Annotated in this window: 18 protein-coding genes, 3 pseudogenes and 1 other annotated feature; of the genes and pseudogenes, 19 read left to right on the forward strand and 2 right to left on the reverse strand. The window is 42.7% G+C overall.

Annotation, left to right across the window (positions count from 1 at the left end):
- The first annotated feature begins 11 nt into the window (after positions 1 to 11).
- The 9 genes and pseudogenes from leuB (at position 12) to yihA (ending at position 12,086) form a co-directional block, all read left to right on the forward strand.
- A complete protein-coding gene (leuB, locus tag NXM86_RS03795) occupies positions 12 to 1,127 on the forward strand; it encodes a 3-isopropylmalate dehydrogenase (protein ID WP_081188810.1) in 1,116 nt (371 codons plus the stop codon).
- 19 nt (positions 1,128 to 1,146) lie between these two features.
- Positions 1,147 to 2,562, forward strand: coding sequence for a 3-isopropylmalate dehydratase large subunit (gene leuC / locus NXM86_RS03800; protein ID WP_081188809.1), 1,416 nt, complete (start codon positions 1,147 to 1,149; stop codon positions 2,560 to 2,562).
- Positions 2,563 to 2,574: 12 nt separating this feature from the next.
- Positions 2,575 to 3,168 carry a 3-isopropylmalate dehydratase small subunit gene (leuD, locus tag NXM86_RS03805; protein ID WP_015864696.1) on the forward strand — a complete coding sequence of 198 codons (594 nt, stop codon included), beginning with the start codon at positions 2,575 to 2,577 and terminating at the stop codon, positions 3,166 to 3,168.
- Positions 3,169 to 3,293: 125 nt separating this feature from the next.
- Positions 3,294 to 4,274, forward strand: a complete 981-nt coding sequence (locus NXM86_RS03810) for a tetratricopeptide repeat protein (protein WP_190305552.1) — start codon at positions 3,294 to 3,296, stop codon at positions 4,272 to 4,274.
- 179 nt (positions 4,275 to 4,453) lie between these two features.
- Positions 4,454 to 5,740: a trigger factor gene (gene tig / locus NXM86_RS03815; RefSeq protein WP_015864694.1), complete on the forward strand. Its 1,287-nt coding sequence runs from the start codon at positions 4,454 to 4,456 to the stop codon at positions 5,738 to 5,740.
- Between the two features lie 224 nt (positions 5,741 to 5,964).
- Positions 5,965 to 7,230, forward strand: a complete 1,266-nt coding sequence (gene clpX, locus NXM86_RS03820; protein ID WP_015864693.1) for an ATP-dependent protease ATP-binding subunit ClpX — start codon at positions 5,965 to 5,967, stop codon at positions 7,228 to 7,230.
- A 111-nt stretch (positions 7,231 to 7,341) separates the two neighbouring features.
- Positions 7,342 to 9,011 (forward strand): annotated as a pseudogene (lonB, locus tag NXM86_RS03825) (ATP-dependent protease LonB).
- 160 nt (positions 9,012 to 9,171) lie between these two features.
- Complete coding sequence (gene lon, locus NXM86_RS03830; RefSeq protein ID WP_430034363.1) at positions 9,172 to 11,508, forward strand: endopeptidase La; 2,337 nt, start codon at positions 9,172 to 9,174, stop codon at positions 11,506 to 11,508.
- A complete protein-coding gene (gene yihA / locus NXM86_RS03835; RefSeq protein ID WP_062753098.1) occupies positions 11,505 to 12,086 on the forward strand; it encodes a ribosome biogenesis GTP-binding protein YihA/YsxC in 582 nt (193 codons plus the stop codon). The genes lon and yihA overlap by 4 nt, the downstream gene beginning before the upstream one ends.
- A gap of 45 nt (positions 12,087 to 12,131) precedes the next feature.
- Here yihA and NXM86_RS03840 read toward each other — a convergent pair whose 3' ends face one another.
- Positions 12,132 to 12,617 carry a LiaI-LiaF-like domain-containing protein gene (locus NXM86_RS03840; RefSeq protein ID WP_015864689.1) on the reverse strand — a complete coding sequence of 162 codons (486 nt, stop codon included), beginning with the start codon at positions 12,615 to 12,617 and terminating at the stop codon, positions 12,132 to 12,134.
- Positions 12,618 to 12,782: 165 nt separating this feature from the next.
- On the opposite strand from NXM86_RS03840, the gene hemA reads away from it, so the two are divergent.
- The 8 genes and pseudogenes from hemA (at position 12,783) to ysxE (ending at position 21,399) form a co-directional block, all read left to right on the forward strand.
- Entirely contained in the window at positions 12,783 to 14,114 is a 1,332-nt protein-coding gene (gene hemA / locus NXM86_RS03845; RefSeq protein WP_097354822.1) for a glutamyl-tRNA reductase, read from the forward strand.
- 16 nt (positions 14,115 to 14,130) lie between these two features.
- A complete protein-coding gene (ccsA, locus tag NXM86_RS03850; protein WP_498958638.1) occupies positions 14,131 to 14,964 on the forward strand; it encodes a cytochrome c biogenesis protein CcsA in 834 nt (277 codons plus the stop codon).
- A 14-nt stretch (positions 14,965 to 14,978) separates the two neighbouring features.
- Positions 14,979 to 15,913, forward strand: a pseudogene (hemC, locus tag NXM86_RS03855) (hydroxymethylbilane synthase).
- Positions 15,910 to 16,710 carry a uroporphyrinogen-III synthase gene (locus tag NXM86_RS03860; protein ID WP_062677881.1) on the forward strand — a complete coding sequence of 267 codons (801 nt, stop codon included), beginning with the start codon at positions 15,910 to 15,912 and terminating at the stop codon, positions 16,708 to 16,710. Before hemC ends, NXM86_RS03860 begins: the two are co-directional and overlap by 4 nt.
- A pseudogene (hemB, locus tag NXM86_RS03865) lies at positions 16,691 to 17,667 on the forward strand (porphobilinogen synthase). The gene NXM86_RS03860 and the pseudogene hemB overlap by 20 nt, the downstream one beginning before the upstream one ends.
- A gap of 18 nt (positions 17,668 to 17,685) precedes the next feature.
- Positions 17,686 to 18,981 carry a glutamate-1-semialdehyde 2,1-aminomutase gene (gene hemL, locus NXM86_RS03870; RefSeq protein WP_041269952.1) on the forward strand — a complete coding sequence of 432 codons (1,296 nt, stop codon included), beginning with the start codon at positions 17,686 to 17,688 and terminating at the stop codon, positions 18,979 to 18,981.
- 126 nt (positions 18,982 to 19,107) lie between these two features.
- Positions 19,108 to 20,319 carry a stage VI sporulation protein D gene (gene spoVID / locus NXM86_RS03875; protein ID WP_498958639.1) on the forward strand — a complete coding sequence of 404 codons (1,212 nt, stop codon included), beginning with the start codon at positions 19,108 to 19,110 and terminating at the stop codon, positions 20,317 to 20,319.
- A gap of 69 nt (positions 20,320 to 20,388) precedes the next feature.
- Positions 20,389 to 21,399, forward strand: a complete 1,011-nt coding sequence (ysxE, locus tag NXM86_RS03880) for a spore coat protein YsxE (protein ID WP_498958993.1) — start codon at positions 20,389 to 20,391, stop codon at positions 21,397 to 21,399.
- Here the strand turns inward: ysxE and NXM86_RS03885 are convergent.
- Positions 21,365 to 21,553 carry a YszA family small membrane protein gene (locus NXM86_RS03885; protein WP_015864680.1) on the reverse strand — a complete coding sequence of 63 codons (189 nt, stop codon included), beginning with the start codon at positions 21,551 to 21,553 and terminating at the stop codon, positions 21,365 to 21,367. The two genes, ysxE and NXM86_RS03885, sit on opposite strands and share 35 nt — an antisense overlap.
- Before the next feature lie 155 nt (positions 21,554 to 21,708).
- Positions 21,709 to 21,947: a binding site (T-box leader), on the forward strand.
- A gap of 44 nt (positions 21,948 to 21,991) precedes the next feature.
- Between NXM86_RS03885 and NXM86_RS03890 the strand changes: the two genes are divergently transcribed.
- Entirely contained in the window at positions 21,992 to 24,634 is a 2,643-nt protein-coding gene (locus NXM86_RS03890) for a valine--tRNA ligase (RefSeq protein WP_498958640.1), read from the forward strand.
- 95 nt (positions 24,635 to 24,729) lie between these two features.
- The gene (locus tag NXM86_RS03895; protein ID WP_498958994.1) at positions 24,730 to 26,025 is read left to right on the forward strand and encodes a bifunctional folylpolyglutamate synthase/dihydrofolate synthase; all 1,296 of its coding nucleotides are present in this window, start codon (positions 24,730 to 24,732) and stop codon (positions 26,023 to 26,025) included.
- Positions 26,026 to 26,117: the final 92 nt, after the last annotated feature.

Below are 26,117 nucleotides of genomic sequence, written 5' to 3' on the forward strand. Positions count from 1 at the left end.
AGGGAAACAGCATGGGAAGTTATCGGATTGCCGTATTGCCGGGTGATGGAATCGGAAAAGAAGTGACGAGGGGAGCTGTTGAAATTCTAAAAACAATCGAAACCCGTTTTGGACATCAGTTTGAGTTCGAATTCGGGCTTATTGGTGGAGCGGCGATTGACCAAAAAGGTACGCCGCTCCCAGATGAAACGCTTGCCATCTGTCATGAAAGTGATGCGATATTGCTTGGGGCAGTCGGTGGTCCGAAATGGGATCGAAACCCTGCACATTTGCGTCCGGAAAAAGGGTTATTGCAAATTCGTAAAGAGATGAATTTGTTTGCCAATTTACGGCCAGTAAAGTTTTACGACAGTTTAATGGATTCGTCACCGCTGAAGAAGGAAGTGATTCAAGGTGTCGATTTGTTAATCGTTCGTGAATTAACAGGAGGACTATATTTTGGGAAACCGAGCGGACGGATGGTAGAAAACGGAGAAGAAAAAGCAGTAGATACGCTTCTATATAAAAAAGAAGAAATTAAGCGGATTGTGAAAGCAGCGTTTGAACTTGCGCGTAAACGGAAGAAAAAAGTGACATCTGTTGATAAGGCGAATGTGCTCGAATCAAGCAGAATGTGGCGGGAAATTGCTGAAGAAGTGGCGCAAGAGTTTCCTGATGTAACGCTTGAGCATATGCTTGTCGATAATGCGGCAATGCAGCTAATTCGCTCTCCGCAACAATTTGATGTCATTGTTACGGAAAACATGTTTGGCGACATTTTAAGTGATGAAGCTTCGATGTTGACCGGTTCGCTCGGGATGTTGCCATCCGCAAGTTTATCGACATCAGGGCCTGGTTTGTATGAGCCAATTCACGGTTCTGCGCCTGATATTGCGGGTCAAAATAAAGCAAATCCGATTGCAACGATTTTATCAGCGGCAATGATGCTTCGATTATCCTTTGGGCTTTCGGAAGAGGCAGATGCAATTGAAAAAGCGGTTCAGCAAGTATTGGCAGCTGGATTGCGAACAGCAGATATTGCACAAAAAGGACAACAAGTCGTTTCCACTGATGAAATGGTAAGCGAAATTAAAGCGACGATTTTAGATAATGAAGCAATTTTCCATATTATGACTGTTTACTCATGAAAAATGAGAGGTGAAAGCAGTGAAACCGAAAACGATTATTGAAAAGATTTGGGAAAATCATGTCGTATATCGCGAAGATGGAAAACCAGATTTGCTCTATATCGACTTACATTTAGTGCACGAAGTCACCTCTCCGCAAGCGTTTGAAGGATTGCGGCAAAAGGGGCGGAAAGTGCGCCGCCCAGATTTAACATTTGCGACGATGGATCATAATGTTCCAACAGTAAACCGTTTTGTGATTGAGGACGAAGTGGCAAGAAATCAAATTGCCGCGTTGGAACGAAACTGTCGGGAATTTTCGATTCCGCTAGCTGATTTGCGTAGTGAAGAACAAGGAATTGTTCATGTGATTGGCCCAGAGCTTGGTTTAACACAACCTGGAAAAACGATTGTTTGCGGGGACAGCCATACGTCGACACATGGAGCATTTGGAGCGCTTGCGTTTGGAATCGGAACGAGCGAAGTGGAACATGTGCTTGCGACACAAACGTTATGGCAGCATAAACCAAAAACGCTGCAAATTCGCATTAACGGAAAATTAGGGGAAGGAGTTACCGCCAAAGACGTCATTTTGGCCATTATCGGCCGCTACGGGGTTGATGTTGGAACAGGATATATTATCGAATTTACTGGAGAAGTCATTCGTAACATGTCGATGGAAGAGAGAATGACGATTTGCAACATGTCGATTGAAGCAGGCGCACGTGCTGGTTTAGTAAGTCCAGATGAAACGACGTTTGCTTATTTGCGAGGTCGCAAATATGCGCCGAAGGGAGAAGAGTTTGAAAAAGCGGTAGAACGCTGGCGGGCTCTTGCGACAGATGAAGGCGCGGAATACGACAAAACGATTGAAATAGATGCGTCGACCATTGCCCCAATGGTGACATGGGGGACGAACCCATCGATGAGCACATCGATCGAAGGAACAGTGCCGTATCCAGAGGATTTTTCAAGCGAAACGGAACAAAAGGCAGTACGACGCGCTTTGGAATATATGGGATTAGAACCTGGCACTCCGATTACAGAAATTCCAGTGCAGCACGTTTTCATCGGTTCCTGTACGAACTCTCGTATTAGCGACTTGCGTGAAGCCGCGAAAATTGTCAAAGGAAAGAAAGTGGCAAAAGGCGTGCGTGCGCTTGTTGTCCCTGGATCGCAACAAGTGAAAAAACAAGCGGAAGAAGAAGGATTAGCACAAATTTTTATCGATGCGGGATTCGAATGGCGTGATTCCGGCTGCAGCGCATGTTTAGGAATGAATCCAGACATTATACCGGAAGGAGAACATTGCGCTTCCACATCGAATCGAAATTTTGAGGGACGACAAGGAAAAGGGGCAAGAACGCACTTAGTTAGCCCGGCGATGGCTGCCGCTGCTGCAATTTATGGGCATTTTGTTGATGTTCGACAATTGCAGAAAGAACCGGTCCATTAAGGGGGGAAACGAATGAAGCCATTTACTGTTCATAAAGGGAAAGTAGCGGGCATCGACCGCGCCAACATCGATACAGACCAAATTATTCCAAAACAGTTTTTAAAGAGAATCGAGCGTACGGGGTTTGGGAAGTTTCTGTTTTACGACTGGCGCTATATCGATGGAGAAAAACCAAATCCGGATTTTGAATTAAATCGACCTGAAAATGAAGGGGCAACCATTCTTGTCGCTAACGAAAATTTTGGCTGTGGATCATCGCGCGAACATGCCCCATGGGCCCTGCAAGATTACGGATTTCAAGCGATTATTGCCCCATCATTTGCAGATATTTTTTATAACAACTGCCTAAAAAATGGATTATTGCCAATTCGTTTAGCTAAGCAAGATGTCGAATATTTATTGAGAGAAAGCACGAAAGCAGATTATGAATTAACAATTTCTCTAGAAGATCAACGGGTGTATGATGATAGCGGATTTGAGCGGACGTTCGACATTGATCCATACCGAAAACAACTGCTTTTAAAAGGTTGGGATGAAATCGATTTAACGTTCGTTTATGAACCGTATATTGCAGAGTATGAAAAAAAACATTGCCCAATGTCGTAAGTGGAAAAAAAGCCGTTTCCGCCTCAAAATGCTGGAACGGCTTTTTCTTTTTTCTGCTTATTTTGCTTGTATTTTGGAGGAAAAATTGTTACACTTGTGTAAAAATTTTATTGGGGCGGGCGAACATGGAGCGAAAAAATAAAAATATTATTTTGTTTCCTCGTGTCAAGGAACGCCTTGTTGAAGAGGGAATGGAAGCACTGCAGGCAAAGCGGTACGATGAAGCGCTTCATTTTTTCCATGAAGCAGAACAGCTTGGTGAGAATAGTTTCCATGTAGCACTTAGCATTGCCGTTTGTCACTGCGAATTAGGTGATTTTCTTGAGGCTGAACGCCGTTTACGCATGTTGCTTCAAGAACATAGAGACGATATCGAACTTTTGCAAATGTATGTATCTATTTTGATGCAAATGCAACGATATGAGCAAGCAGAAATGGTGATACGTGATGCGTTGCACCGCCGCCATCTTTCTCCTTCGATGCGGGAGCACCTGTTGCATCTGCTTCATTTCAATCAAAAAATGAGCAAAACTGCTTTGCCGCTTGCTGAACAAGATAGCATTCAGCAGCTGTTTGAGTCGGACGATATTACCGAGCATATGAAAGTGATCAAGCAGTTAGAAAATGAAGATATTGCTCCTGTTCTTTCCATTTTAAAACAATATTTAATGAACGAATCAAAAAACCCAATAACCAAAACAATGATTTTACGTTTGCTTACATTAAAAAATGTAACCGATGTTGTCACAATCGAAAAGTTTGGAGAAAGAATGGAAGTAATACCGGCAAATCTAAACGAACAGGCACAAACGGCGTTTGCATCACACGTGTTACGGCAGTTAGAGAATACGTTAGCAAGCGAAAATCCAAGCTTATATGAAGTAGCTGTAGATATTTGGCTTCGTTATACGTACATTCTTTACCCGTTTTCTCCAAAACCGGCTACATGTGAAGATTGGATTGCAGCGCTTCATTTCATTGCCTGTCAATTTCAAGGAATACCAGCGGCTTTAGAGAAAATTGCCCGCATGTATCATGTTCATGCCGAAAACATGGATTTTCTTTGCAAAAAGCTTTATGAAGTAGAGAAATTTTCCTATTTTTAATCATCTTATTCGTATTGAAACATCATTGTTGTATGTTATAATATAATGGTTGTATTGCGTATATGTTTTATACTTTTTATTACATATATGAGAATAATAAAAAGATAATGAAAAATGGAATCGTTTCATTATCTTCATCCTTAAATTATAATGAATGATTTTTAAGTGGAGGGAATATTATGTCAGTAAAATGGGAAAAGCTTGAAGGTAATGAAGGCGTTCTTACTGTTGAAGTGGACGCGGAAAAAGTAAATGAAGGATTGGATGCGGCGTTTAAAAAGGTAGTGAAAAACATTGCTATTCCAGGATTCCGCAAAGGAAAAGTACCGCGCGTCATTTTTGAAAAACGCTTTGGAGTAGAAGCGTTATATCAAGATGCACTTGATATTTTATTGCCAGAAGCTTATGCAAAAGCAGTAGAAGAAGCAGGAATCGAACCAGTAGATGTTCCAAAAATCGATATTGAACAAATGGAAAAAGGAAAAAGCCTTATTTTTACAGCAAAAGTTACCGTAAAACCAGAAGTAAAACTTGGGCAATATAAAGGATTAGAAGTGGAAAAAATGGATGATACTGTCACAGATGAAGATGTGGAAAACGAATTAAAACGTCTTCAAGAAAACTACGCGGAGCTTGTTGTAAAAGAAGACGGCAAAGTTGAAAACGGCGATACAGCAGTGATCGATTTCGAAGGTTTTGTTGACGGCGAGCCATTTGAAGGCGGAAAAGCGGAAAATTACTCGCTTGAAATCGGTTCAGGCACATTCATTCCAGGATTTGAAGATCAATTGATCGGCATGCAAGCAGGAGAAGAAAAAGAAATTGAAGTGACATTCCCTGAAGAATACCACGCAAAAGAATTAGCGGGCAAACCTGCGACATTCAAAGTAAAAGTACATGAAATAAAAGAAAAACGCCTTCCAGCATTAGACGATGAATTCGCAAAAGATGTAGACGATGAAGTGGAAACATTAGAACAATTAAAAGACAAAATCCGCAAAAGACTTGAAGAAATGAAAAAGAATGAAGCGGAAGCAGCACTTCGTGACGCGGTTGTTGAAAAAGCGGCAGAAAACGCGGAAATTGATATTCCAGAAGTAATGGTGAAAAACGAAACAGACCGCATGTTGCGTGAATTTGATCAACGTTTGCAAATGCAGGGACTTAATCTTGAGCTTTATTATCAATTCTCGGGCCAAGATGAAGCAGCATTGCGTGAACAAATGAAAGAAGATGCGGAAAAACGCGTTCGTGTTGCCTTAACAATAGAAGCGATTGCAAAGGCAGAAAATATTGAAGTAACAGAAGAAGAAATAAATGAAGAACTAGAAAAAATGGCGAAAGCATATAATTTAGAAGTGGAAAAACTAAAAGAGCTATTAGGAAATCTTGATGGTGTAAAAGAAGATTTGAAATGGCGGAAAACGATCGATTTCCTTGTAGAAAATAGCAAAGTTGCGGCATAATATATAAAGAGCAAGGCGCGAATGTTCGTGCCTTGTTCTTTCATACAAAAAATGAAGCGTGATAAAAAATTTTCTAATTTTTCTAACACATTACAATTTTTTTATTAGCTTTTTGGAGATCATTTATGATAAAATGACCAATACATACGTTTTGTCGTCGAAGTTTTGCGAGGAAAATAAAATACATATGAAGTTGTGCGATTTCGTGGCAAGGGGTGAAGTTGATGTTTAAATTTAATGATGAAAAAGGACAGTTAAAGTGTTCGTTTTGCGGAAAAACGCAAGACCAAGTCCGCAAGCTTGTTGCTGGTCCCGGTGTATACATATGTGATGAATGCATCGAGCTATGCACGGAGATCGTGGAAGAAGAGTTAGGAAACGAAGAGGAATTTGAATTTAAAGATATTCCAAAACCAAAAGAAATTCGGGAAATTTTAGATGAATATGTCATCGGCCAAGATGAAGCGAAAAAATCGTTAGCGGTTGCGGTTTATAATCATTATAAGCGGATTAATTCTGGCAGTAAAATCGATGATGTAGAATTATCGAAAAGCAATATTTTAATGATTGGACCGACGGGAAGCGGAAAAACGCTGCTGGCGCAAACATTAGCCCGCATTTTAAACGTGCCGTTTGCGATTGCGGATGCAACATCGCTTACGGAAGCTGGATACGTCGGTGAAGATGTAGAAAACATTTTGCTCAAGCTTATTCAGGCAGCCGACTATGATGTGGAACGGGCTGAAAAAGGAATTATTTATATCGATGAAATCGATAAAATCGCCCGCAAATCGGAAAACCCATCCATTACGCGCGATGTATCTGGTGAAGGAGTGCAGCAGGCATTATTAAAAATTTTAGAAGGAACGATTGCCAGCGTTCCGCCTCAAGGTGGCCGCAAGCATCCACATCAAGAATTTATCCAAATTGACACAACGAACATTTTATTTATTTGTGGCGGTGCGTTTGATGGGCTCGAACCGATTATTAAGCGCCGCTTAGGAAAAAAAGTAATCGGGTTCGGCGCCGATATTCAGCAGTCGGATGTAGATGAAAAGAATTTATTGTCAAAAGTGCTTCCGGAAGATTTATTAAAGTTTGGACTTATCCCAGAGTTTGTCGGTCGTCTTCCGGTCATTACGACTTTGGAGCCACTTGATGAGCAAGCACTTGTCGATATATTAACAAAGCCGAAAAATGCGATTGTAAAACAATATCAAAAAATGCTTGAACTTGATGGGGTGGAGCTTGAATTTGAAGAAGAAGCGCTGCGGGAAATTGCGAAAAAAGCAATTGAACGAAAAACCGGAGCGCGCGGTCTTCGCTCGATTATTGAAGGAATTATGCTCGATGTCATGTTCGAGCTGCCATCTCGTGAAGATGTGCAAAAATGTATTATTACCGTAGAGACGGTTCGTGGCAATAAACCGCCAAAACTGATTCGCCACGACGGAACAGTGATAGAACAAGAGAGAAAAACATCAGCGTAATGTTTGTAAAACTGCCTTAGTCATAAGGCGGTTTCTTTTTTGTTTATTCCTGCCTTTTCACGGAGATACTATCATACTACATACTATTTGAAGGCAGGAGGATTTCAGAGAATGAATTGGGCAAATGCAGTACTATTGATACAACTATTTTTCGGGATTATTATTGGTCTTTATTTTTGGAATTTGCTTAAAAACCAACGGATCCAAAAGTTTCGATCGATAAGGAATCCCGAAAAGAAATGGAACAGCTTCAGAAATTGCGATCCATTTCGTTAACCGAACCACTTGCGGAAAAAGTAAGACCGAAAAGTTTTGAAGATATTGTCGGTCAAGAAGACGGAATTAAAGCGTTAAAAGCGGCGTTATGCGGTCCGAACCCTCAGCATGTCATTATTTACGGACCACCAGGCGTTGGGAAAACAGCGGCGGCTCGTCTAGTTTTAGAAGAGGCGAAAAAAAATCCGCTTTCTCCTTTTAAAAAGAATGCGGTATTTGTTGAATTAGACGCAACGACAGCACGGTTTGATGAACGTGGAATCGCCGATCCGTTAATTGGGTCTGTGCACGATCCAATTTATCAAGGGGCTGGAGCGATGGGACAAGCAGGCATTCCGCAGCCAAAGCAAGGTGCGGTAACGAATGCACATGGTGGAGTTTTATTTATTGATGAAATTGGAGAGCTTCATCCGATTCAAATGAATAAATTACTGAAAGTGCTCGAAGACCGTAAAGTGTTTTTTGAAAGTGCTTATTATAGCAAGGAAAACCCGCAAATTCCGAGTCATATCCATGACATTTTCCAAAATGGGCTTCCTGCAGATTTTCGCCTTGTTGGAGCGACAACGAGAACGCCAAACGAAATTCCTCCGGCTATTCGCTCGCGTTGTTTAGAAGTGTTTTTTCGTGAACTCGATCAGGATGAAATTGCGCTCATCGCAAAAAAAGCAGCGGAAAAAATACGTTTAAAAGTATCGGAAAACGGAATTCGTATTCTTGCGTCTTATGCGAGAAACGGGCGGGAAGCAGTAAATATCATGCAAATTGCTGCGGGAATTGCTATTTCTGAAAAACGTGAAACGATTTTAGATAAAGACATTGAATGGGTCATCCACTCAAGTCAATTGTCGCCGCGATATGAAAAGAAAATCTCTCATGCATCGATGGTTGGTCTTGTGAATGGATTAGCTGTATACGGTCCGAACACCGGAGCGCTTTTGGAAATTGAAGTAACTGCTTTGCCAACAAAAGAAAAAGGAACCATTAATATTACTGGCATCGTTGAAGAAGAAAGTATTGGAAGCCGGGAAAAATCTATTCGCCGCAAAAGTATGGCAAGAGGTTCCATTGAAAATGTCATTACTGTATTGCGTGCAATGGGAGTTCCCGCTGATCGTTATGATATTCATATTAATTTCCCAGGAGGCATTCCAATTGATGGTCCGTCTGCAGGAATTGCGATAGCAACCGGAATTTATTCAGCGATTTATCAAATACCGGTTGATTGTACGGTAGCGATGACAGGAGAAATTAGTATTCACGGTTATGTCAAACCAGTGGGTGGAATTTTTCCAAAAGTAAAAGCGGCGAAACAGGCTGGGGCGAAAAAAGTGATCGTTCCGTTGGAAAACATGCAATCCCTTTTACGAGAGATCGATGGGATCGAGATTATTCCTGTCCAACGTTTAGAGGAAGTGTTTCCAGTTGTATTTGGAAAAGATTTTGCGCAACACGATAGCGCTATTCCAGCCGCTGCCGATCGCTCCGAAAAAAAATCAGTGTAGTAGCAAGCGATACGACTTCGACGAAAAAAGGATGTCGAAGTCGGTTTTTCTTTATATTATAATTCATAAGCAAGATATAAAAAACGTTTCCCTTTGTCTGTATCATGTCATTTTACAAATTGTGCTACGGTGCTATACAATAGACGAATAGAAGTGAGATATGGAGGTGTTCGTGGTGAAGAAAAAAGAGCTTGTCGTTCCTCTTTTGCCACTAAGGGGGCTGCTTGTGTTTCCAACGATGGTCTTACATTTAGATGTGGGGCGGGAGAAATCGGTAAAAGCGCTTGAAACAGCAATGGTGGAAGATCACATCATTTTGTTGACATCGCAAAAAGATGTTTCCGTTGATGAACCTGATATGGATGATTTATATCAAATGGGGACACTTGCGCGCGTAAAACAGTTGCTTAAACTTCCGAACGGAACGTTTCGCGTGCTGGTGGAAGGAATCGCGCGTGCAATCATTACCGAGACAGTAAGTGAAGAACCGTATTTTATGGTAAAAGTAGAAAAGTTTGTAGATCGCACAACGAAAGATTTAGAGGACGAAGCGTTGAAACGGACGATGCTCGAATACTTTGAACAATACATAAATTTATCAAAAAGATTGTCAGCCGATATTTATGCTTCCATTGCAGATATCGATGAGCCGGGACGAATGGCGGATATTATCGCTTCCCATTTGCCGCTTAAACTAGAGGAAAAACAACGCATCCTTGAAACGATCGATGTGAAAGAACGCATTCATAAAATTATTCAAATCCTGCATAATGAAAAAGAAGTGCTGCAGCTTGAGAAAAAGATTAGCATGCGCGTCAAGCAATCGATGGAACGTACACAAAAAGAATATTACTTGCGTGAACAAATGAAGGCAATTCAAAAAGAGCTTGGTGAAAAAGAAGGAAAAGCAGGAGAAGTCGAAGCATTAAAAGAAAAAATCGAAGCAGCCGGCATGCCAAGTCATGTGAAAGAAACGGCGCTTAAAGAACTCGACCGCTATGAAAAAATACCAGCGACCTCAGCGGAAAGCGCGGTGATACGCAACTATTTAGACTGGCTTATTGCGCTTCCGTGGTCAACTCAAACAGAAGATATTCATGATATCAAACGGGCGGAAGCGATATTAAACGAAGATCATTACGGTCTAGAAAAAGTAAAAGAACGAGTGCTCGAATTTCTATCTGTGCAACAATTAACGAAATCATTAAAAGGTCCGATTCTTTGTTTAGCAGGGCCGCCAGGAGTTGGGAAGACGTCGCTTGCTCGTTCGATTGCCAAGTCGCTAAACCGCCGATTTGTTCGCATTTCGTTAGGTGGTGTTCGCGATGAATCAGAAATTCGTGGCCACCGTCGCACATACGTCGGCGCAATGCCTGGACGAATTATCCAAGGGATGAAAAAAGCGGGAACGATTAATCCGGTATTTTTATTAGATGAAATTGATAAAATGTCGAGTGATTTTCGCGGCGATCCGTCTGCGGCGCTTCTTGAAGTGTTGGATCCGGAACAAAACCATACGTTCAGCGACCATTATATTGAAGAACCGTATGATTTATCGAAAGTGATGTTTATTGCGACAGCAAATAACTTAGCAACGATTCCACAGCCGCTTTTGGATCGTATGGAAATTATTACAATCCCAGGCTATACGGAAGTAGAAAAATTGCAAATCGCTAAACGTCATTTGCTTCCAAAACAATTAAAAGAGCATGGATTAAAAAAATCATCGTTGCAAGTACGTGATGACGCGATGATGAGTATTATTCGCTATTATACACGAGAAGCAGGTGTGCGCGAATTGGAGCGGCAGATCGCTGCGATTTGCCGAAAAGCAGCACGTCTCATCGTTTCTGAGGAGAAAAAACGCGTCATCATTACAGAGAAAAATATAGAAGAATTTTTAGGAAAAAGAAAATACCGTTACGGCCAAGCGGAATTGGAAGATCAAGTCGGCGTGGCGACAGGCCTTGCCTACACAGCGTTTGGCGGTGATACGCTATCCATTGAAGTATCGCTTGCACCGGGAAAAGGGAAGCTTGTGTTAACAGGAAAATTAGGCGATGTCATGAAAGAATCCGCACAAGCAGCATTTAGTTACGTGCGTTCTCGAGCTGAACAGCTTGGGATTGACTCTGAATTTCATGAAAAATACGATATTCATATTCACGTACCAGAAGGCGCCGTGCCAAAAGACGGACCATCTGCTGGGATCACGATTGCGACTGCGCTCATTTCCGCGCTAACAGGCCGGCCGGTAAACCGATTTGTTGGCATGACGGGAGAAATTACATTGCGCGGCCGCGTGCTTCCAATTGGCGGATTAAAAGAAAAAACGTTAAGCGCCCATCGCGCCGGTTTGAAAAAAGTAATTTTACCAAAGGACAATGAAAAAGATTTAGAAGATATTCCAGATGTGGTAAAAAATGATTTACAATTTGTGCTCGTTTCCCATTTAGATGAAGTACTACAACATGCATTGGCAGGGGATCAACAATGAACGTGACAAAAGCAGAAATCGCCGTCAGTGCGGTGAAACCGGAACAATATCCAGATGGTGCGCTGCCGGAATTTGCACTCGCCGGTCGTTCCAATGTTGGCAAATCTTCCTTTATTAATAAAATGATTAATCGAAAAAATTTAGCGCGCACTTCATCGAAACCAGGAAAAACGCAAACATTAAATTTTTACCTTATTAATGAATCGCTTTATTTTGTTGATGTGCCGGGATATGGATTTGCGAGGGTCTCAAAGAAAGAGCGGGAAGCATGGGGAAAAATGATGGAAACGTATTTTACGACAAGAGAACAGCTGCGCGCAGTTGTTTTGATCGTCGACTTGCGGCATCCGCCGACGAAAGATGATGTCATGATGTATGAGTTTTTAAAACATTATCAAATCCCGACGATTATCATTGCGACGAAAGCAGATAAAGTTCCGAAGGGAAAATGGCAAAAGCATTTAAAAGTTGTCCGTGAAACGTTGAACATCATGGAGGATGATAAACTTATTCTTTTTTCGGCAGAAACAGGCCAAGGAAAAGAAGAAGCATGGGCAGCTTTAGAACGATTCCTATAATCGAAAAACACCAGCATGAAATGAAGCTGGTGTTTTTTGTATGGGTTATTTCCTCTTTACCAATAATATGTATATACCCGCAAGGATTAGCCCAAGCGGCCAAAACTTCCAAATCGATGCAATGCCTGTTTCGACAATATAAAACAGCGGCTGAAAATGTTCGGAAAACAGCATAATAAAGGCTAATGCTAAAAAAAAGATGCTTTGGCCAAGGCCGCTTTTTACTTTTCGGGAGCTAATGAAAAACGCTATCGCAATGATAAAGAAAAAGACGCCGATATGATTTGGCCATTGTTTGAACCAATGGACAAGTAAAATGTGAAGTCCGAATCCAAACAAAATGATGCCTGGAAATAGGTGTTGGTATTCACGGGCGGAATACGCCTGGCCGATCAGCGCCGCCCCGAGAATCATTAACAGTGCTGGCCAGTCTTGAAAAAGATGGGCAAATGAGGAGTGAAGCTGATTGGCAAAAAAGTAAACGCCCAGTCCAACAAGAATAATGCCAGAGAACGCAGCTTGTTTTTTCATCGGTTCCTCCCAGTTTTTCGACAAACTTTTTTATGATACACTTATACTGTATAAAGTTTATCATATGCTTTCTAGCATGTTCACACTTTTTTCATAAAGTAGAAAGACATATGTGCTATAATAAAAAAAGATATTTATGTACTTGATTAAGGGGGTATAAAGGAAGTGCATATTGTTGTTGTTGGCGTAAACTATAAAACGGCCCCTGTTGAAATCCGTGAAAAACTCACGTTTAGTGAGTCGGAATTGGTCGATGCAATGAAGCAATTGCAGCAGCAAAAAAGCATTTTAGAAAATGTGATTGTTTCTACATGCAATCGTACCGAAGTTTATGCAGTTGTTGATCAGCTGCATACCGGTCGTTATTATATAAAATCATTTTTGGCCAATTGGTTTCATATGGAAATCGATGCGCTTACACCTTATTTAAACATTATGGAAAATGAGGCAGCGGTCGAACATTTATTCCGTGTTGCTTCTGGTTTAGATTCGATGATTTTAGGAGAAACACAAATTTTAGGTCAAGTAAAATCAAGTTATCTTCTTGCTCAAGAACATGGAACGATTGGTACAATATTTAATCAGTTATTCAAGCAGGCGGTCACATTTGCAAAGCGCGCCCATTCCGAAACAGAAATCGGCGCAAACGCCGTTTCTGTAAGTTACGCGGCAGTAGAATTAGCGAAAAAGATTTTCGGGGATTTATCTTCGAAACATGTTTTAATTATCGGCGCTGGCAAAATGGGAGAATTGGCGGCGCAAAATTTATATGGAAGTGGCGTAGGAAAAGTAACCGTTGTCAACCGAACGCTCGAAAAAGCAGAGCAGCTGGCGAAAAAGTTTTCAGGTACGGCAAAATCGCTTTGTGAGCTATCCTGTGCGCTTCTGGAGGCGGACATTGTTATTAGCTCTACTGGAGCAAAAGATTATATCATCACGAAAGAAATGATGGTTCATGTAGAAAAAATGAGGAAAGGACGCCCGCTATTTATGGTCGATATCGCTGTTCCGCGAGATTTAGACCCAGCGCTTGCCGAGTTAGAAAGCGTCTTTTTATATGATATTGACGATTTAGAAGGAATCGTGCAAGCGAATTTAGAAGAGCGCAAAAAAGCGGCAGAGCAAATTGAACGTATGATCGGAACAGAGCTTGTTGCCTTCCAGCAATGGCTTCATACGCTCGGCGTTGTGCCTGTTATTGCGGCGCTTCGTGAAAAAGCGCTGGCGATTCAAGCGGAGACAATGCGGAGCATTGAACGGAAATTGCCGCATTTATCGGAACGTGACCGGAAAGTATTGAACAAACACACAAAAAGCATTATTAATCAATTGCTGCGCGATCCGATTTTACGCGCAAAAGAGTTGGCAGCTGAACCAAATGCCGAAGAAGCGTTGCAATTGTTTATGAAAATTTTTAATATCGAAGACGAAGTGAAAGCACAAAAGCAAGCAAAAACGGATGGTCAACGCGCCGCTATGCCGTCTCTACAGTCATAAGAGAGGATTTTGGCATATGTTAGAGATGACCATGCCCCGGTTATATGAGCTGTCTATTCTTTTGTACGTATTGTCTATACTTTTATATTTTACTGATTTTCTCCAACGTAACCGGAAGGCGAATCAAGTCGCTTTCTGGTTACTTTCTATTGTTTGGATGTTGCAAACATTTTATTTATTGTTTCGCATCATACAGACAGGGCGTTTTCCAATTTTAACGATGTCGGAAGGCCTCTATTTTTACGCATGGTTGCTCATTACGTTATCTCTTATCATTAACCGGTTGATGCGCGTTGATTTTATCGTCTTTTTTACGAACGTGCTAGCGTTTTTAATTTTGGCGATTCATACGTTCGCGCCAAATCACCATCAGTCACCGGCTGTTGCCGAAAAGCTGATTTCTGAATTGCTAATGATTCATATTACAATGGCATTATTGGCATATGCGGCGTTTTCGCTTTCGTTTATTTTTTCGGTATTGTACATGTTGCAATACAGCTTATTGAAGCGGAAAAAATGGGGAGAACGGTTATGGCGGATGGCTGATTTAACGAAATTAGATTTTATGTCTTATGTTTTAAATTTAATTGGATTGCCTATGTTGTTATTAGGATTGATTCTTGGAGTGATTTGGGCCTATATCAAAGTGGAAGATTTTCATTGGTATGATGTAAAAGTGTTAGGTTCGTTTGTTGTACTTGCAGTGTACAGTATTTACTTTTACAAGCGCATTGTCCAGCAAGTGCAAGGAAAAATGATTGCACTATGGAATATCGGCTCGTTTTTATTTTTATTGGTAAACTTTTTCTTATTCGGTAGTTTATCGAAATTTCATTTTTGGTATTCGTAGTGGAGGAATGAAAGATGCGAAAAATCATCGTTGGATCGCGCCGCAGCAAACTTGCGCTCACCCAGACGAACTGGGTCATCGAGCGGCTTCGGCAATTAGGAGCGCCGTTTGAATTTGAAGTAAAAGAAATTGTCACCAAAGGGGACAAAATTATTGATGTAACGTTATCCAAAGTCGGTGGCAAAGGATTGTTCGTAAAAGAAATTGAACATGCAATGCTAAACGGCGAAATTGATATGGCAGTACATAGCATGAAAGATATGCCCGCTGTTTTGCCTGATGGTCTTATCATTGGCTGCGTGCCGCCGCGTGAGGATCATCATGATGTGTTGATTAGTAAAAACAAAGAAACGTTTGCGAATCTTCCAAGTGGAGCGATCGTTGGGACAAGCAGTTGCGCCGTTCTGCACAAATACTGGCAAAACGGCCGGATTTAAAGATCAAATGGATTCGCGGCAATATCGATACGAGACTTGCGAAGCTGCAAAACGAAGATTACGACGCCATTATTCTTGCGGCGGCCGGATTAGTGCGCATGGGTTGGGCAAGAGATGTCATTACGGAATATTTATCAACAGATGTATGTCTTCCTGCTGTTGGACAAGGAGCGTTGGCGGTGGAATGCCGCGAAAATGATGAAGAATTGCGGGAATGGCTGCAAAAATTAAACGATGTTCACACCGAGCGGGCTGTTTTGGCCGAACGTGCATTTTTACAACAAATGGAAGGCGGCTGTCAAGTGCCGATTGCGGGATATGCATATATTGACGATCGCGAGGATATCGTTTTAACCGCTCTTGTTGCTTCTCCAGACGGAAAAGAGATATATAAAGAAACGGTAAGCGGATCGAATCCGGAAGAAGTCGGAACGAACGCTGCGAAAATGTTAATAGAGCGTGGCGCGAAAGCATTAATTGATCGTATTAAAGAGGAGATGAATCGACAGTGAGCGGTCCGTTGTCGGGAAAAACGGTGCTTGTGACAAGAGGAAAAGAACAGGCGAAAGCGTTCTCTGAAAAACTGCGCAAAGCAGGAGCAACGCCGATTGAAATTCCGCTTATTTCGATTTCTCCTTCTTCCCATCGTGAAGAAATTGAACGATGTGTGCGCCAGCTTCCCAATTATGATTGGCTCATTTTTACAAGCGCAAATGGTGTCCGTTTTTTCTTCCCATTTGTCAAAAAGGAAACTCCGCTTCCAAAAGTGGCGGTAGTCGGAAAGAAAACGGCGGCGGCTTTAAAAACGTATGGCGTTTCTCCTGCTGCCATTCCTAGCGAATTTGTCGCCGAAGGGATGATCGAGGCGCTAAAACCGCTTGTTAAGCCGCGCGACCGCGTTCTTTTAGTGAAAGGAAATTTAGCAAGGCCGGTATTGCGTGATGCGCTGATCAATATGGGAGCAGACGTAACGGACCTTATTGTGTATGAAACGTTGATGAATGAATCAGGAAAAGAACAATTGTTATATCTGTTGCGGGAAAGAAAACTGGATGTGATCACGTTTACAAGTTCCTCTACCGTACAAAGCTTTATACGGATGATGGAAAAAGAAGATATCGCTTCACTACTTAGCGGCTGCGTGATCGCCTGCATCGGTCCGATTACGAAGGAAACAGCAGAAAAAGCGGGACTTGCCGTGCATATTTGTCCAGACGAGTATACGATTGATGATATGATAAAAGAAATGGAATTATATTTTGCAAAAAGGACGATGGAGGGAAAAATAAATGGCAACATTACAATTTGATCGCCATCGCCGCCTGCGGCAATCCGCGAATTTACGAGCGATGGTGAGAGAAACACATCTTCATGTAGACGATCTTATTTATCCGATTTTTGTCGTCGAAGAAAAAGGGGTAAAACGGGAAATACCATCCATGCCAGGGATCTATCAATTTTCTCTTGACCGTTTAAATGAGGAAATGGATGAAGTCGTCCAACTAGGCATTAAATCGGTAATCATTTTCGGTGTGCCGGCAGAAAAAGATGAAGTCGGCTCACAAGCATATTGTGAGCATGGGATCGTTCAGGAGGCGATCCGCCAAATCAAAGCAAATTATCCAGATGTCGTTGTTATTGCGGATACATGTTTATGTGAATATACAAGCCATGGACATTGCGGTGTAGTCGAAAACGAGCAAGTGTTAAACGATCCGTCGCTTGAATTGCTTGTAAAAACAGCCGTCAGCCAAGCGAAAGCGGGCGCGGATATTATCGCACCTTCTAATATGATGGACGGTTTTGTTGCTGCGATTCGCCAAGGACTCGATGAAGCCGGATTTACGAATGTGCCGATTATGTCGTATGCGATTAAATATGCGTCCGCATTTTACGGTCCGTTCCGTGATGCTGCGGACAGCGCGCCGCAATTCGGCGACCGGAAAACATATCAAATGGATCCGGCCAATCGCCTCGAGGCGTTCCGCGAAGCGGAATCGGATGTGCGTGAAGGCGCTGACTTTTTAATGGTAAAACCAGCGCTCGCTTATATGGATATTATCCGTGACATTAAAAACCATTTCCATCTCCCGCTTGTCGCCTATAATGTCAGCGGTGAATATTCGATGGTCAAAGCAGCGGCGCAAAACGGATGGATTAACGAAAAGAAATTGTCATGGAAATGCTTACCGGCATGAAGCGGGCAGGCGCCGATTTAATTATGACGTATTTTGCTAAAGATGCGGCTCGCTGGCTAAATGAATAGAAAGGAGAACCGTGAATGGTGCGAAGCTATGAACGTTCAAAAGCAGCGTATGAGGAAGCGGTCCGGCTGTTGCCAGGCGGTGTCAACAGCCCGGTGCGCGCGTTTAAATCCGTAAAAATGACGCCAATTTTTATGGCGCGCGGCAAAGGTTCGAAAATTTACGATATCGACGGCAATGAATATATTGATTATGTGTTGTCATGGGGTCCGCTTATTTTAGGTCATGCGAATCCTCGCGTTGTCGAAGCGCTAAAAAAAGTGACGGAAAACGGCACGAGTTTTGGCGCCCCGACATTGATTGAAAACGAGTTAGCGAAATTAGTGATTGAACGGGTGCCATCCATCGAAATTGTTCGCATGGTAAACTCCGGAACGGAAGCGACGATGAGCGCGCTTCGGCTGGCACGCGGCTACACTGGACGCAATAAAATTGTTAAATTTGAAGGATGCTATCACGGCCATGGCGACTCGTTGCTTATCAAAGCCGGTTCAGGAGTAGCGACGCTTGGGTTGCCGGATAGCCCTGGTGTTCCGGAAGCGGTGGCGCAAAATACGATTACTGTTCCTTATAATGATTTAGAAAGCGTCCGCTACGCATTTGAACGGTTTGGCGAAGATATCGCCGCTGTCATCGTTGAGCCGGTTGCGGGAAACATGGGTGTCGTTCCGCCGGTTCCAGGATTTTTGCAAGGGTTGCGAGATATAACAAAACAATATGGTGCCCTTCTTATTTTTGATGAAGTCATGACAGGCTTCCGCGTCGATTATCATTGTGCGCAAGGCTATTTTGGCATTGAACCGGATTTGACGTGTCTTGGAAAAGTCATCGGCGGCGGGCTTCCGGTCGGAGCGTATGGCGGAAAAGCGGAAATTATGGAAAAAGTCGCTCCTAGCGGCCCGATTTATCAAGCCGGCACCTTATCGGGAAACCCGCTCGCCATGACGGCCGGATATGAAACATTGATTCAGCTGACGCCGGAAACATACGATGAATTCCGCAAAAAAGCGGATCGATTGGAAGAAGGATTGCGCGAAGCGGCGGAAAAATACGAAATCCCGCATACGATTAACCGCGCTGGCTCCATGATTGGTTTCTTCTTTACGAATGAAGAAGTAACAAACTATGAAAAAGCGAAAACATCGAATTTAGAAATGTTCGCGGCATATTATCGCGAAATGGCGGAACAAGGAATTTTCCTTCCTCCGTCGCAATTTGAAGGATTATTTTTGTCCACGGAACATACGGATGAAGATATTGAAAAAACAATCGCCGCTGCAGAGCGCGCGTTTGCGAAAATTCGCGAAGGGAAGTAAAAGAAAGGGTTGTCCATCTTTTGATGGGCAGCCCGATTTTTTTATTCATATTGCTCGTTCGTCCTTCATACAATGGGTAATGTCATAGAAAATTTTGTTGGTAAGGGACGGAAGGAGGAGTTTGGATTGGAGCAATCGTATTTGCGGTTTTCCCTTGAGGAATCGATCTGGTTTAGAAAAGGACAGGAAGTCGCCGAATTTCTCTCTATTTCGCTGGACCCGATTGTTTCGGTTGATGAATATGAACAGTATATTACGATTCGCGGAGCGTTAGAATTAAGCGGAGAATATCGGATGGCGGGAGGGGAAGAAAGCAGCGCAGATCCTTTTGATTTTGCAAGCCATCGATTCGTTCAGCATATTTCTACGCGCGAAGACGGCATTAGTGAATTATCGCATCGTTTCCCAATCGATATTACGATCCCGAAAAACCGCATTCAACATTTAGAAGATGTGTATGTGACGGTAGAATCGTTCGATTATGATTTAGATGAAAATGGAAGATTGCTAGTGACAGCGGATATTTCGATCAGCGGAATTAGCGAAGCGCCGCTAGATGAACCTTATGAACCTTCGTTAGTAGAGGAAGAAGACGAAGATCTGTTGTTTGAACCGTTTGAAGTTGTCGCGCGCAAAGAAGTATACGAGGAAGAACAAAGAAAGCAACAATCAGAAGAAGAGACATCTTCTATTTTCAACCATGCACTGCAGGAACAAAATGAAGACGAAGCACAAGAAATGACGGCTATCCATCGCGAAGAAACAGAAGAAGAAACAGCCGTGCCGCTAAATAACAATGAACAGCTGGAAGAAACAGTCGAGCGGCTAGAAAAAACGAAAGAAAAAGCTGCACAGCTAGAAAAACCAGAAGAAAAAGAAGAAAAATCCGCACAGCTAGAAAAACTAGAAGAAAAAGAAGAAACAGCCGCGCAGCTGGAAACACCGGAAGAAACAGCCGCACAACTAGAAGAAAAGGAAGCGGTGAAAGCAGAAGAAGAAAACGTTGCTCCACAACAAGAAGCAAAAGTATCGATTGGATCGATGAAAGAAAAAGATGCTGATGAAATGAAAGAAGAAATAGATGAAAACGAAAAACAAAAAGTAAAGAGTGAAAATGCATTGTACTTAACGAAACTATTTGCGAAGAATCAAGAAGAGGAATTTACGAAAGTAAAAATTTGCATCGTTCAGCAAGGAGATTCGTTGGACAAGATCGCCGAGCGGTACGATATAACCGTCCAGCAGCTGCTTCGTGTCAACCAATTGGAAAGCCCTGAGGAAATCCATGAAGGGCAATTGTTATATATACCGGCACTAGCGGGAAGCCGCTCTTCGTAGTGAGGGAAACATGATTCCTCACTTCTTTTTATGGAGGGGGTCGTTTCATTGAACAGAGAACGCATCGAAATGTATACGCCCATTTTACAGCAATACGGGTTAAAGCCGTTTCGCGTCGATGATTACGGGAAAGTAAAAAAAATCCATACGAACGCTGGTCTATTTGCTTTAAAAGAAATAACGAACGCCAGGGAAATGGCAGCCATTCAACAATCATATTTTTTTTATGGAAAACAATCTGTTCCTCTTTACTTGTCAAAACAAGGTTTTCCGTTTGTATCGTATGGCCGGCATTATTATTTAATGCCATGGATTTCATCCGATGAGAGAAAAGAAAAACGAGAACATGTCCGCTCTTTTTTTCGCGACCTCGCTTATTTACATCAAAAGTCACTCAAACAAATAGATATTAACGAAGAAGAGATAAGAAATTACTATGAGAATAAAAAAAGAGAATGGGAAAGGCAGCGCGCCTTTTTGCAATCATATGTGGAAAAGTGCGAAAATGCATGGTATATGTCTCCGTTTCAGCTGCAATGCTGCACGTATTTTCATGAAACAATGCAAGCGTATTGGTTTGCGGAAACGGAGCTAGAGAAATGGTATGAAAAAATGAAAGAAACAAAAAAATGGAGAATTGCCTGGATTCACGGAAAGGCACGGCTTTCACATTATATAGAGATGGAAAATGACAATCGTTATTTTTTTAGTTGGGAACGCGCCAGTTGGAACTCTCCGCTTTTCGATGTAATCATTGCGCTTCGTTATCATATGCGCACATTTCCGCCGATCGGTGATGAATGGGTGGAAGGAATGGAAGAATACGGAAAAACGTTGCCGATGTTAGAAGAGGAATGGTCCTTTCTTTTCAGCCATCTTGCGCAGCCGCATTTTTTATATCGCTGCATTTATGAGTATGAGATGAAGCGGCAAAACAGAAAAAGTGAACGGGAATATGTTTCCGAACTGCAGCGCCGTTACTTTACAATGAAAAATATGGAGTATGTCGTCATGCGCCTTGTCCAGCGAAAAGAAGCAGAAGAAGCTAAATCCACTCCAGATGAAACGCCACCGCAATAAGCACAAAAATGGCCAATAAGATGACATCAAACGTCGTGGGTAAAAAAATGGTGCGAATCGCTTGAAAAATCGTGATTGGAATAATCACTTGCGCACAAACGGCACGAATTTGCCGAAGCCATGGCGGCCATGAATAATAGTTAAATCGTTTCATCGAGCATTTCCTCCCTCGTGCATGTTACTATTAAAATATGATTGGATATTGTTTTTGTCACCAAAAACGAAGAAATGGAATAAATAAATAAAAACTTGGCAAAGATGATTGACGATGAAACAAGTTTTTCGTAGTATAATAAACAGAAAAATAATAAAAAAGCGAAGACAGGGAAGAGTACAACGAATAACGCCTTCAGAGAGGGAAATCAGTAGCTGCGAGATTTCCTAGGACGGTTATCGTTGGAAGGTCGCCCTGGAGCTGCTTCTTTGAACGGTGTTTGCCTAGTAGAGGAAGCCGGTCGCAGACCGTTATCGCAATGAAGTGCTTAAGCAAATTCTTTTTGCTTAAGAAAAAAGGTGGTACCGCGAAAGAGTCTCCTTTCGTCCTTTTTAGGATGAAAGGAGTTTTTTATTGATAAGAAGGAGGGAAAACAAAATGGAACAAAAAGATATTACAATGTCTACGAAATACGACCATAAAGCCGTAGAAGCCAATCGATATCAATGGTGGCTTGACGGAAAATTTTTTGAAGCGACGGGCGATCCTGATAAAAAGCCGTTTACGATTGTCATCCCACCGCCAAACGTAACAGGGAAACTCCATTTAGGACATGCGTGGGATACGACGCTGCAGGATATTATTACACGCATGAAGCGGATGCAAGGCTATGACGTTCTATGGCTTCCGGGAATGGACCATGCCGGAATCGCCACACAGGCAAAAGTAGAAGAAAAGCTTCGCAAGCAAGGACTTTCCCGCTATGATTTAGGACGGGAAAAGTTTCTTGAGGAAACGTGGAAATGGAAAGAAGAATACGCGAGCCACATTCGCCAGCAATGGGCAAAATTAGGGCTTGGCCTCGATTATACGCGTGAGCGCTTTACGTTAGATGAAGGTTTATCGAAAGCGGTGCGCGAAGTGTTCGTATCGCTTTACCGAAAAGGGCTTATTTATCGCGGCGAATACATTATTAACTGGGATCCGGTAACAAAAACGGCGTTATCGGATATTGAAGTGATTTATAAAGAAGTAAAAGGCGCGCTTTATCATATGCGCTATCCGCTTGCCGACGGCTCCGGGTATATCGAAGTGGCAACGACCCGTCCGGAAACGATGCTCGGCGATACGGCGGTTGCCGTTCACCCAGATGACGAGCGCTATAAACATCTCATTGGCAAAACGGTTATTTTGCCGATTGTCGGCCGCGAAATTCCGATTATCGCCGATGAGTATGTCGATATGGAATTTGGATCGGGTGCGGTGAAAATTACACCGGCACATGACCCGAATGACTTTGAAATCGGCAACCGCCACAACTTGCCGCGCATCCTCGTTATGAACGAAGACGGCACGATGAATGAAAACGCGATGCAATATCAAGGGTTGGACCGTTTCGAATGCCGCAAGCAAATCGTCAAAGATTTGCAAGAACAAGGAGTGCTATTTAAAATCGAAGAACATGTGCATTCAGTTGGGCATAGCGAACGCAGCGGAGCGGTTGTCGAGCCGTATTTGTCGACACAATGGTTTGTCAAAATGAAGCCGCTCGCGGAAGCGGCCATTCAGCTGCAAAAAACGGAAGGAAAAGTGCACTTCATTCCGGAACGCTTCGAAAAAACGTATTTGCATTGGTTGGAAAATATTCGCGACTGGTGTATTTCCCGTCAATTATGGTGGGGGCATCGCATTCCGGCTTGGTACCATAAAGAAACAGGAGAAATTTATGTCGACCATGAACCTCCGGCTGATATCGAAAACTGGGAGCAAGACCCTGATGTGCTAGATACGTGGTTCAGCTCTGCCCTATGGCCGTTTTCAACGATGGGCTGGCCGGATACAGAGGCACCGGATTACAAACGCTATTATCCAACCGATGTGCTTGTCACTGGATATGACATCATTTTCTTCTGGGTATCGCGCATGATTTTCCAAGGTCTTGAATTTACCGGGGAAAGACCGTTTAAAGATGTATTAATCCACGGCCTTGTTCGCGACGCACAAGGAAGAAAAATGAGCAAATCGCTCGGCAACGGCGTGGATCCGATGGATGTCATCGACCAGTACGGCGCTGATTCGCTTCGCTTCTTCTTGGCGACAGGAAGCTCGCCTGGACAAGATTTGCGTTTTAGCACGGAAAAAGTGGAAGCAACGTGGAATTTTGCCAATAAAATTTGGAATGCATCCCGCTTCGCGCTGATGAACATGGGCGGAATGACGTACGACCAGCTTGATTTAAGCGGTGAAAAAACGGTTGCCGACCATTGGATTTTAACGCGTTTAAACGAAACGATTGAAACGGTGACAAAACTTGCCGAAAAATATGAATTCGGTGAGGTCGGCCGCGTGTTGTATAACTTCATTTGGGATGATTTATGCGATTGGTATATTGAAATGGCGAAGCTTCCGCTTTATGGGGATGATGAAGCAGCGAAGAAAACGACTCGTTCTGTATTGGCATATGTGCTTGACAATACAATGCGCCTGCTTCATCCGTTTATGCCGTTTATCACCGAAGAAATTTGGCAGCACCTTCCACATGAAGGAGAGTCAATTACGGTAGCGAAATGGCCGGAAGTTCGTCCAGAGCTTTCCAACCACGAAGCGGCGGAAGAAATGCGTTTGCTTGTGGACATTATCCGCGCGGTTCGCAACATTCGCGCCGAAGTGAACACACCGTTAAGCAAACCAATCAAGCTGCACATTAAAGCAAAAGACGAGCATATTCAAGCGACATTGGAAAAGAACCGCGTGTATTTAGAACGGTTCTGCAATCCGAGCGAACTGTTGATTGCAACTGACATCCCAGCTGCGGAAAAAGCGATGACAGCGGTCGTTACTGGTGCGGAATTAATCTTGCCGCTTGAAGGGCTCATTAACATCGAAGAAGAAATCAAACGGCTCGAAAAAGAACTTGAAAAACTCAACAAAGAAGTCGAGCGCGTGCAGAAGAAGTTAAGCAACGAAGGTTTCCTTACGAAAGCGCCTGCGCACGTGGTGGAAGAAGAACGGAAAAAAGAAAAAGACTACTTAGAAAAACGCGAAGCTGTTCGCGTGCGCCTTGCCGAATTAAAAAAATAGACAATGCATCGCCGCTTCTTTTATCATGAAGACGAATCCAAGCATTTGGATTCGTCTTTTCTCATCATCTTATGCTAGTAAGGGGGAGAAATATGATGATTCGTACATATGAAGAGGCGCTAGAGTGGATTCACGGCCGATTGCGTTTAGGAATAAAACCAGGGCTAAAACGGATGGAATGGTTGATGGACAAGCTTGGACATCCAGAGCGCCTTGTTAGAGCGATTCACGTTGCTGGAACAAACGGAAAAGGATCAACGGTAAGCTATTTGCGTCATATTTTACAAGCGGCAGGTTACTCTGTCGGAACGTTCACTTCCCCGTATGTGGAGCAATTTAATGAACGAATAAGCGTAAATGGAAACCCAATTCGTGACAAGGAAATCGTTGAACTCGTGCAAGTAATCCAACCGCTTGCAGAAGAATTGGAAAAAACAGAACTTGGCGCGCCAACGGAATTTGAAGTCATTACGGCGATGATGCTTTATTATTTCGGGAAAAAGAATATTCAAGACGTTGTGCTTATTGAAGCCGGACTTGGCGGCCGCTTTGATTCGACGAACGTCATTTATCCGCTTCTTTCCATTATCACCAACATCAGCTATGACCATATGAATTTTTTAGGAGAAACATTAGAAAAAATTGCCTTTGAAAAAGCGGGCATCATTAAATCAGGCGTTCCGGTGATTACAGCGGTAAACCAGCCAGAAGCATGGACGGTTATTTCAGAAAAAGCGAAGTCGCTCAAAGCGAAAACATATCGATTAGAAGAAGACTTTTTTATTGTTCATCATGAGTCAACAGAGGATGGCGAACATTTTTCAATGGAAACAATATTTTCGCAATATCCCGATTTAAAAATAACGATGTTTGGAGAACATCAAGTGCAAAATGCGGCGCTCGCGGTGATGGCAGCGGAGTATTTGCGGATGTGCTATTCGTTTTTGATTGAAAAAGAGCATATTTATGAGGGGATAGAGAAAGCGAAGTGGATCGGACGATTTGAGCGGGTAAGCAATAAGCCGCTGATTATTATTGACGGCGCTCATAACGCGGCAGGTATTCATAGTCTTGTTAATACGGTACGTTCGCACTATCCAAACAAAGATGTTCATGTGTTATTTGCTGCGTTAGGGGATAAACCGCTTGATCAAATGATTCCGCCGCTTGCCGAAATTGCCAAAACGATAACGTTTACTTCGTTCGATTTTCCGCGCGCAGCGTCGCCTGAGCAGCTTGCCGCCTTGTGCAACCATCCGCACAAAGCAACGACGGACGACTGGAAAGGCTGGGTCAAAGAAAAGAAAAAACAAAAACGAAGCGATGACCTTTTCTTGATTACCGGATCGCTTTACTTTATTTCAGAAGTGAGAAAGTTTTTAAAAAAGTAATGACATTGTCATGAAAACCATTGGTATAATAAAAGAAAAATAGTACTTTGGAAGGGGGAGGGGAGGCGTGTGGCATTGTGGCGAAAATTCAT

The organism is Geobacillus sp. CX412 (assembly GCF_027942335.1).
GTDB lineage: Bacteria > Bacillota > Bacilli > Bacillales > Anoxybacillaceae > Parageobacillus_B > Parageobacillus_B toebii.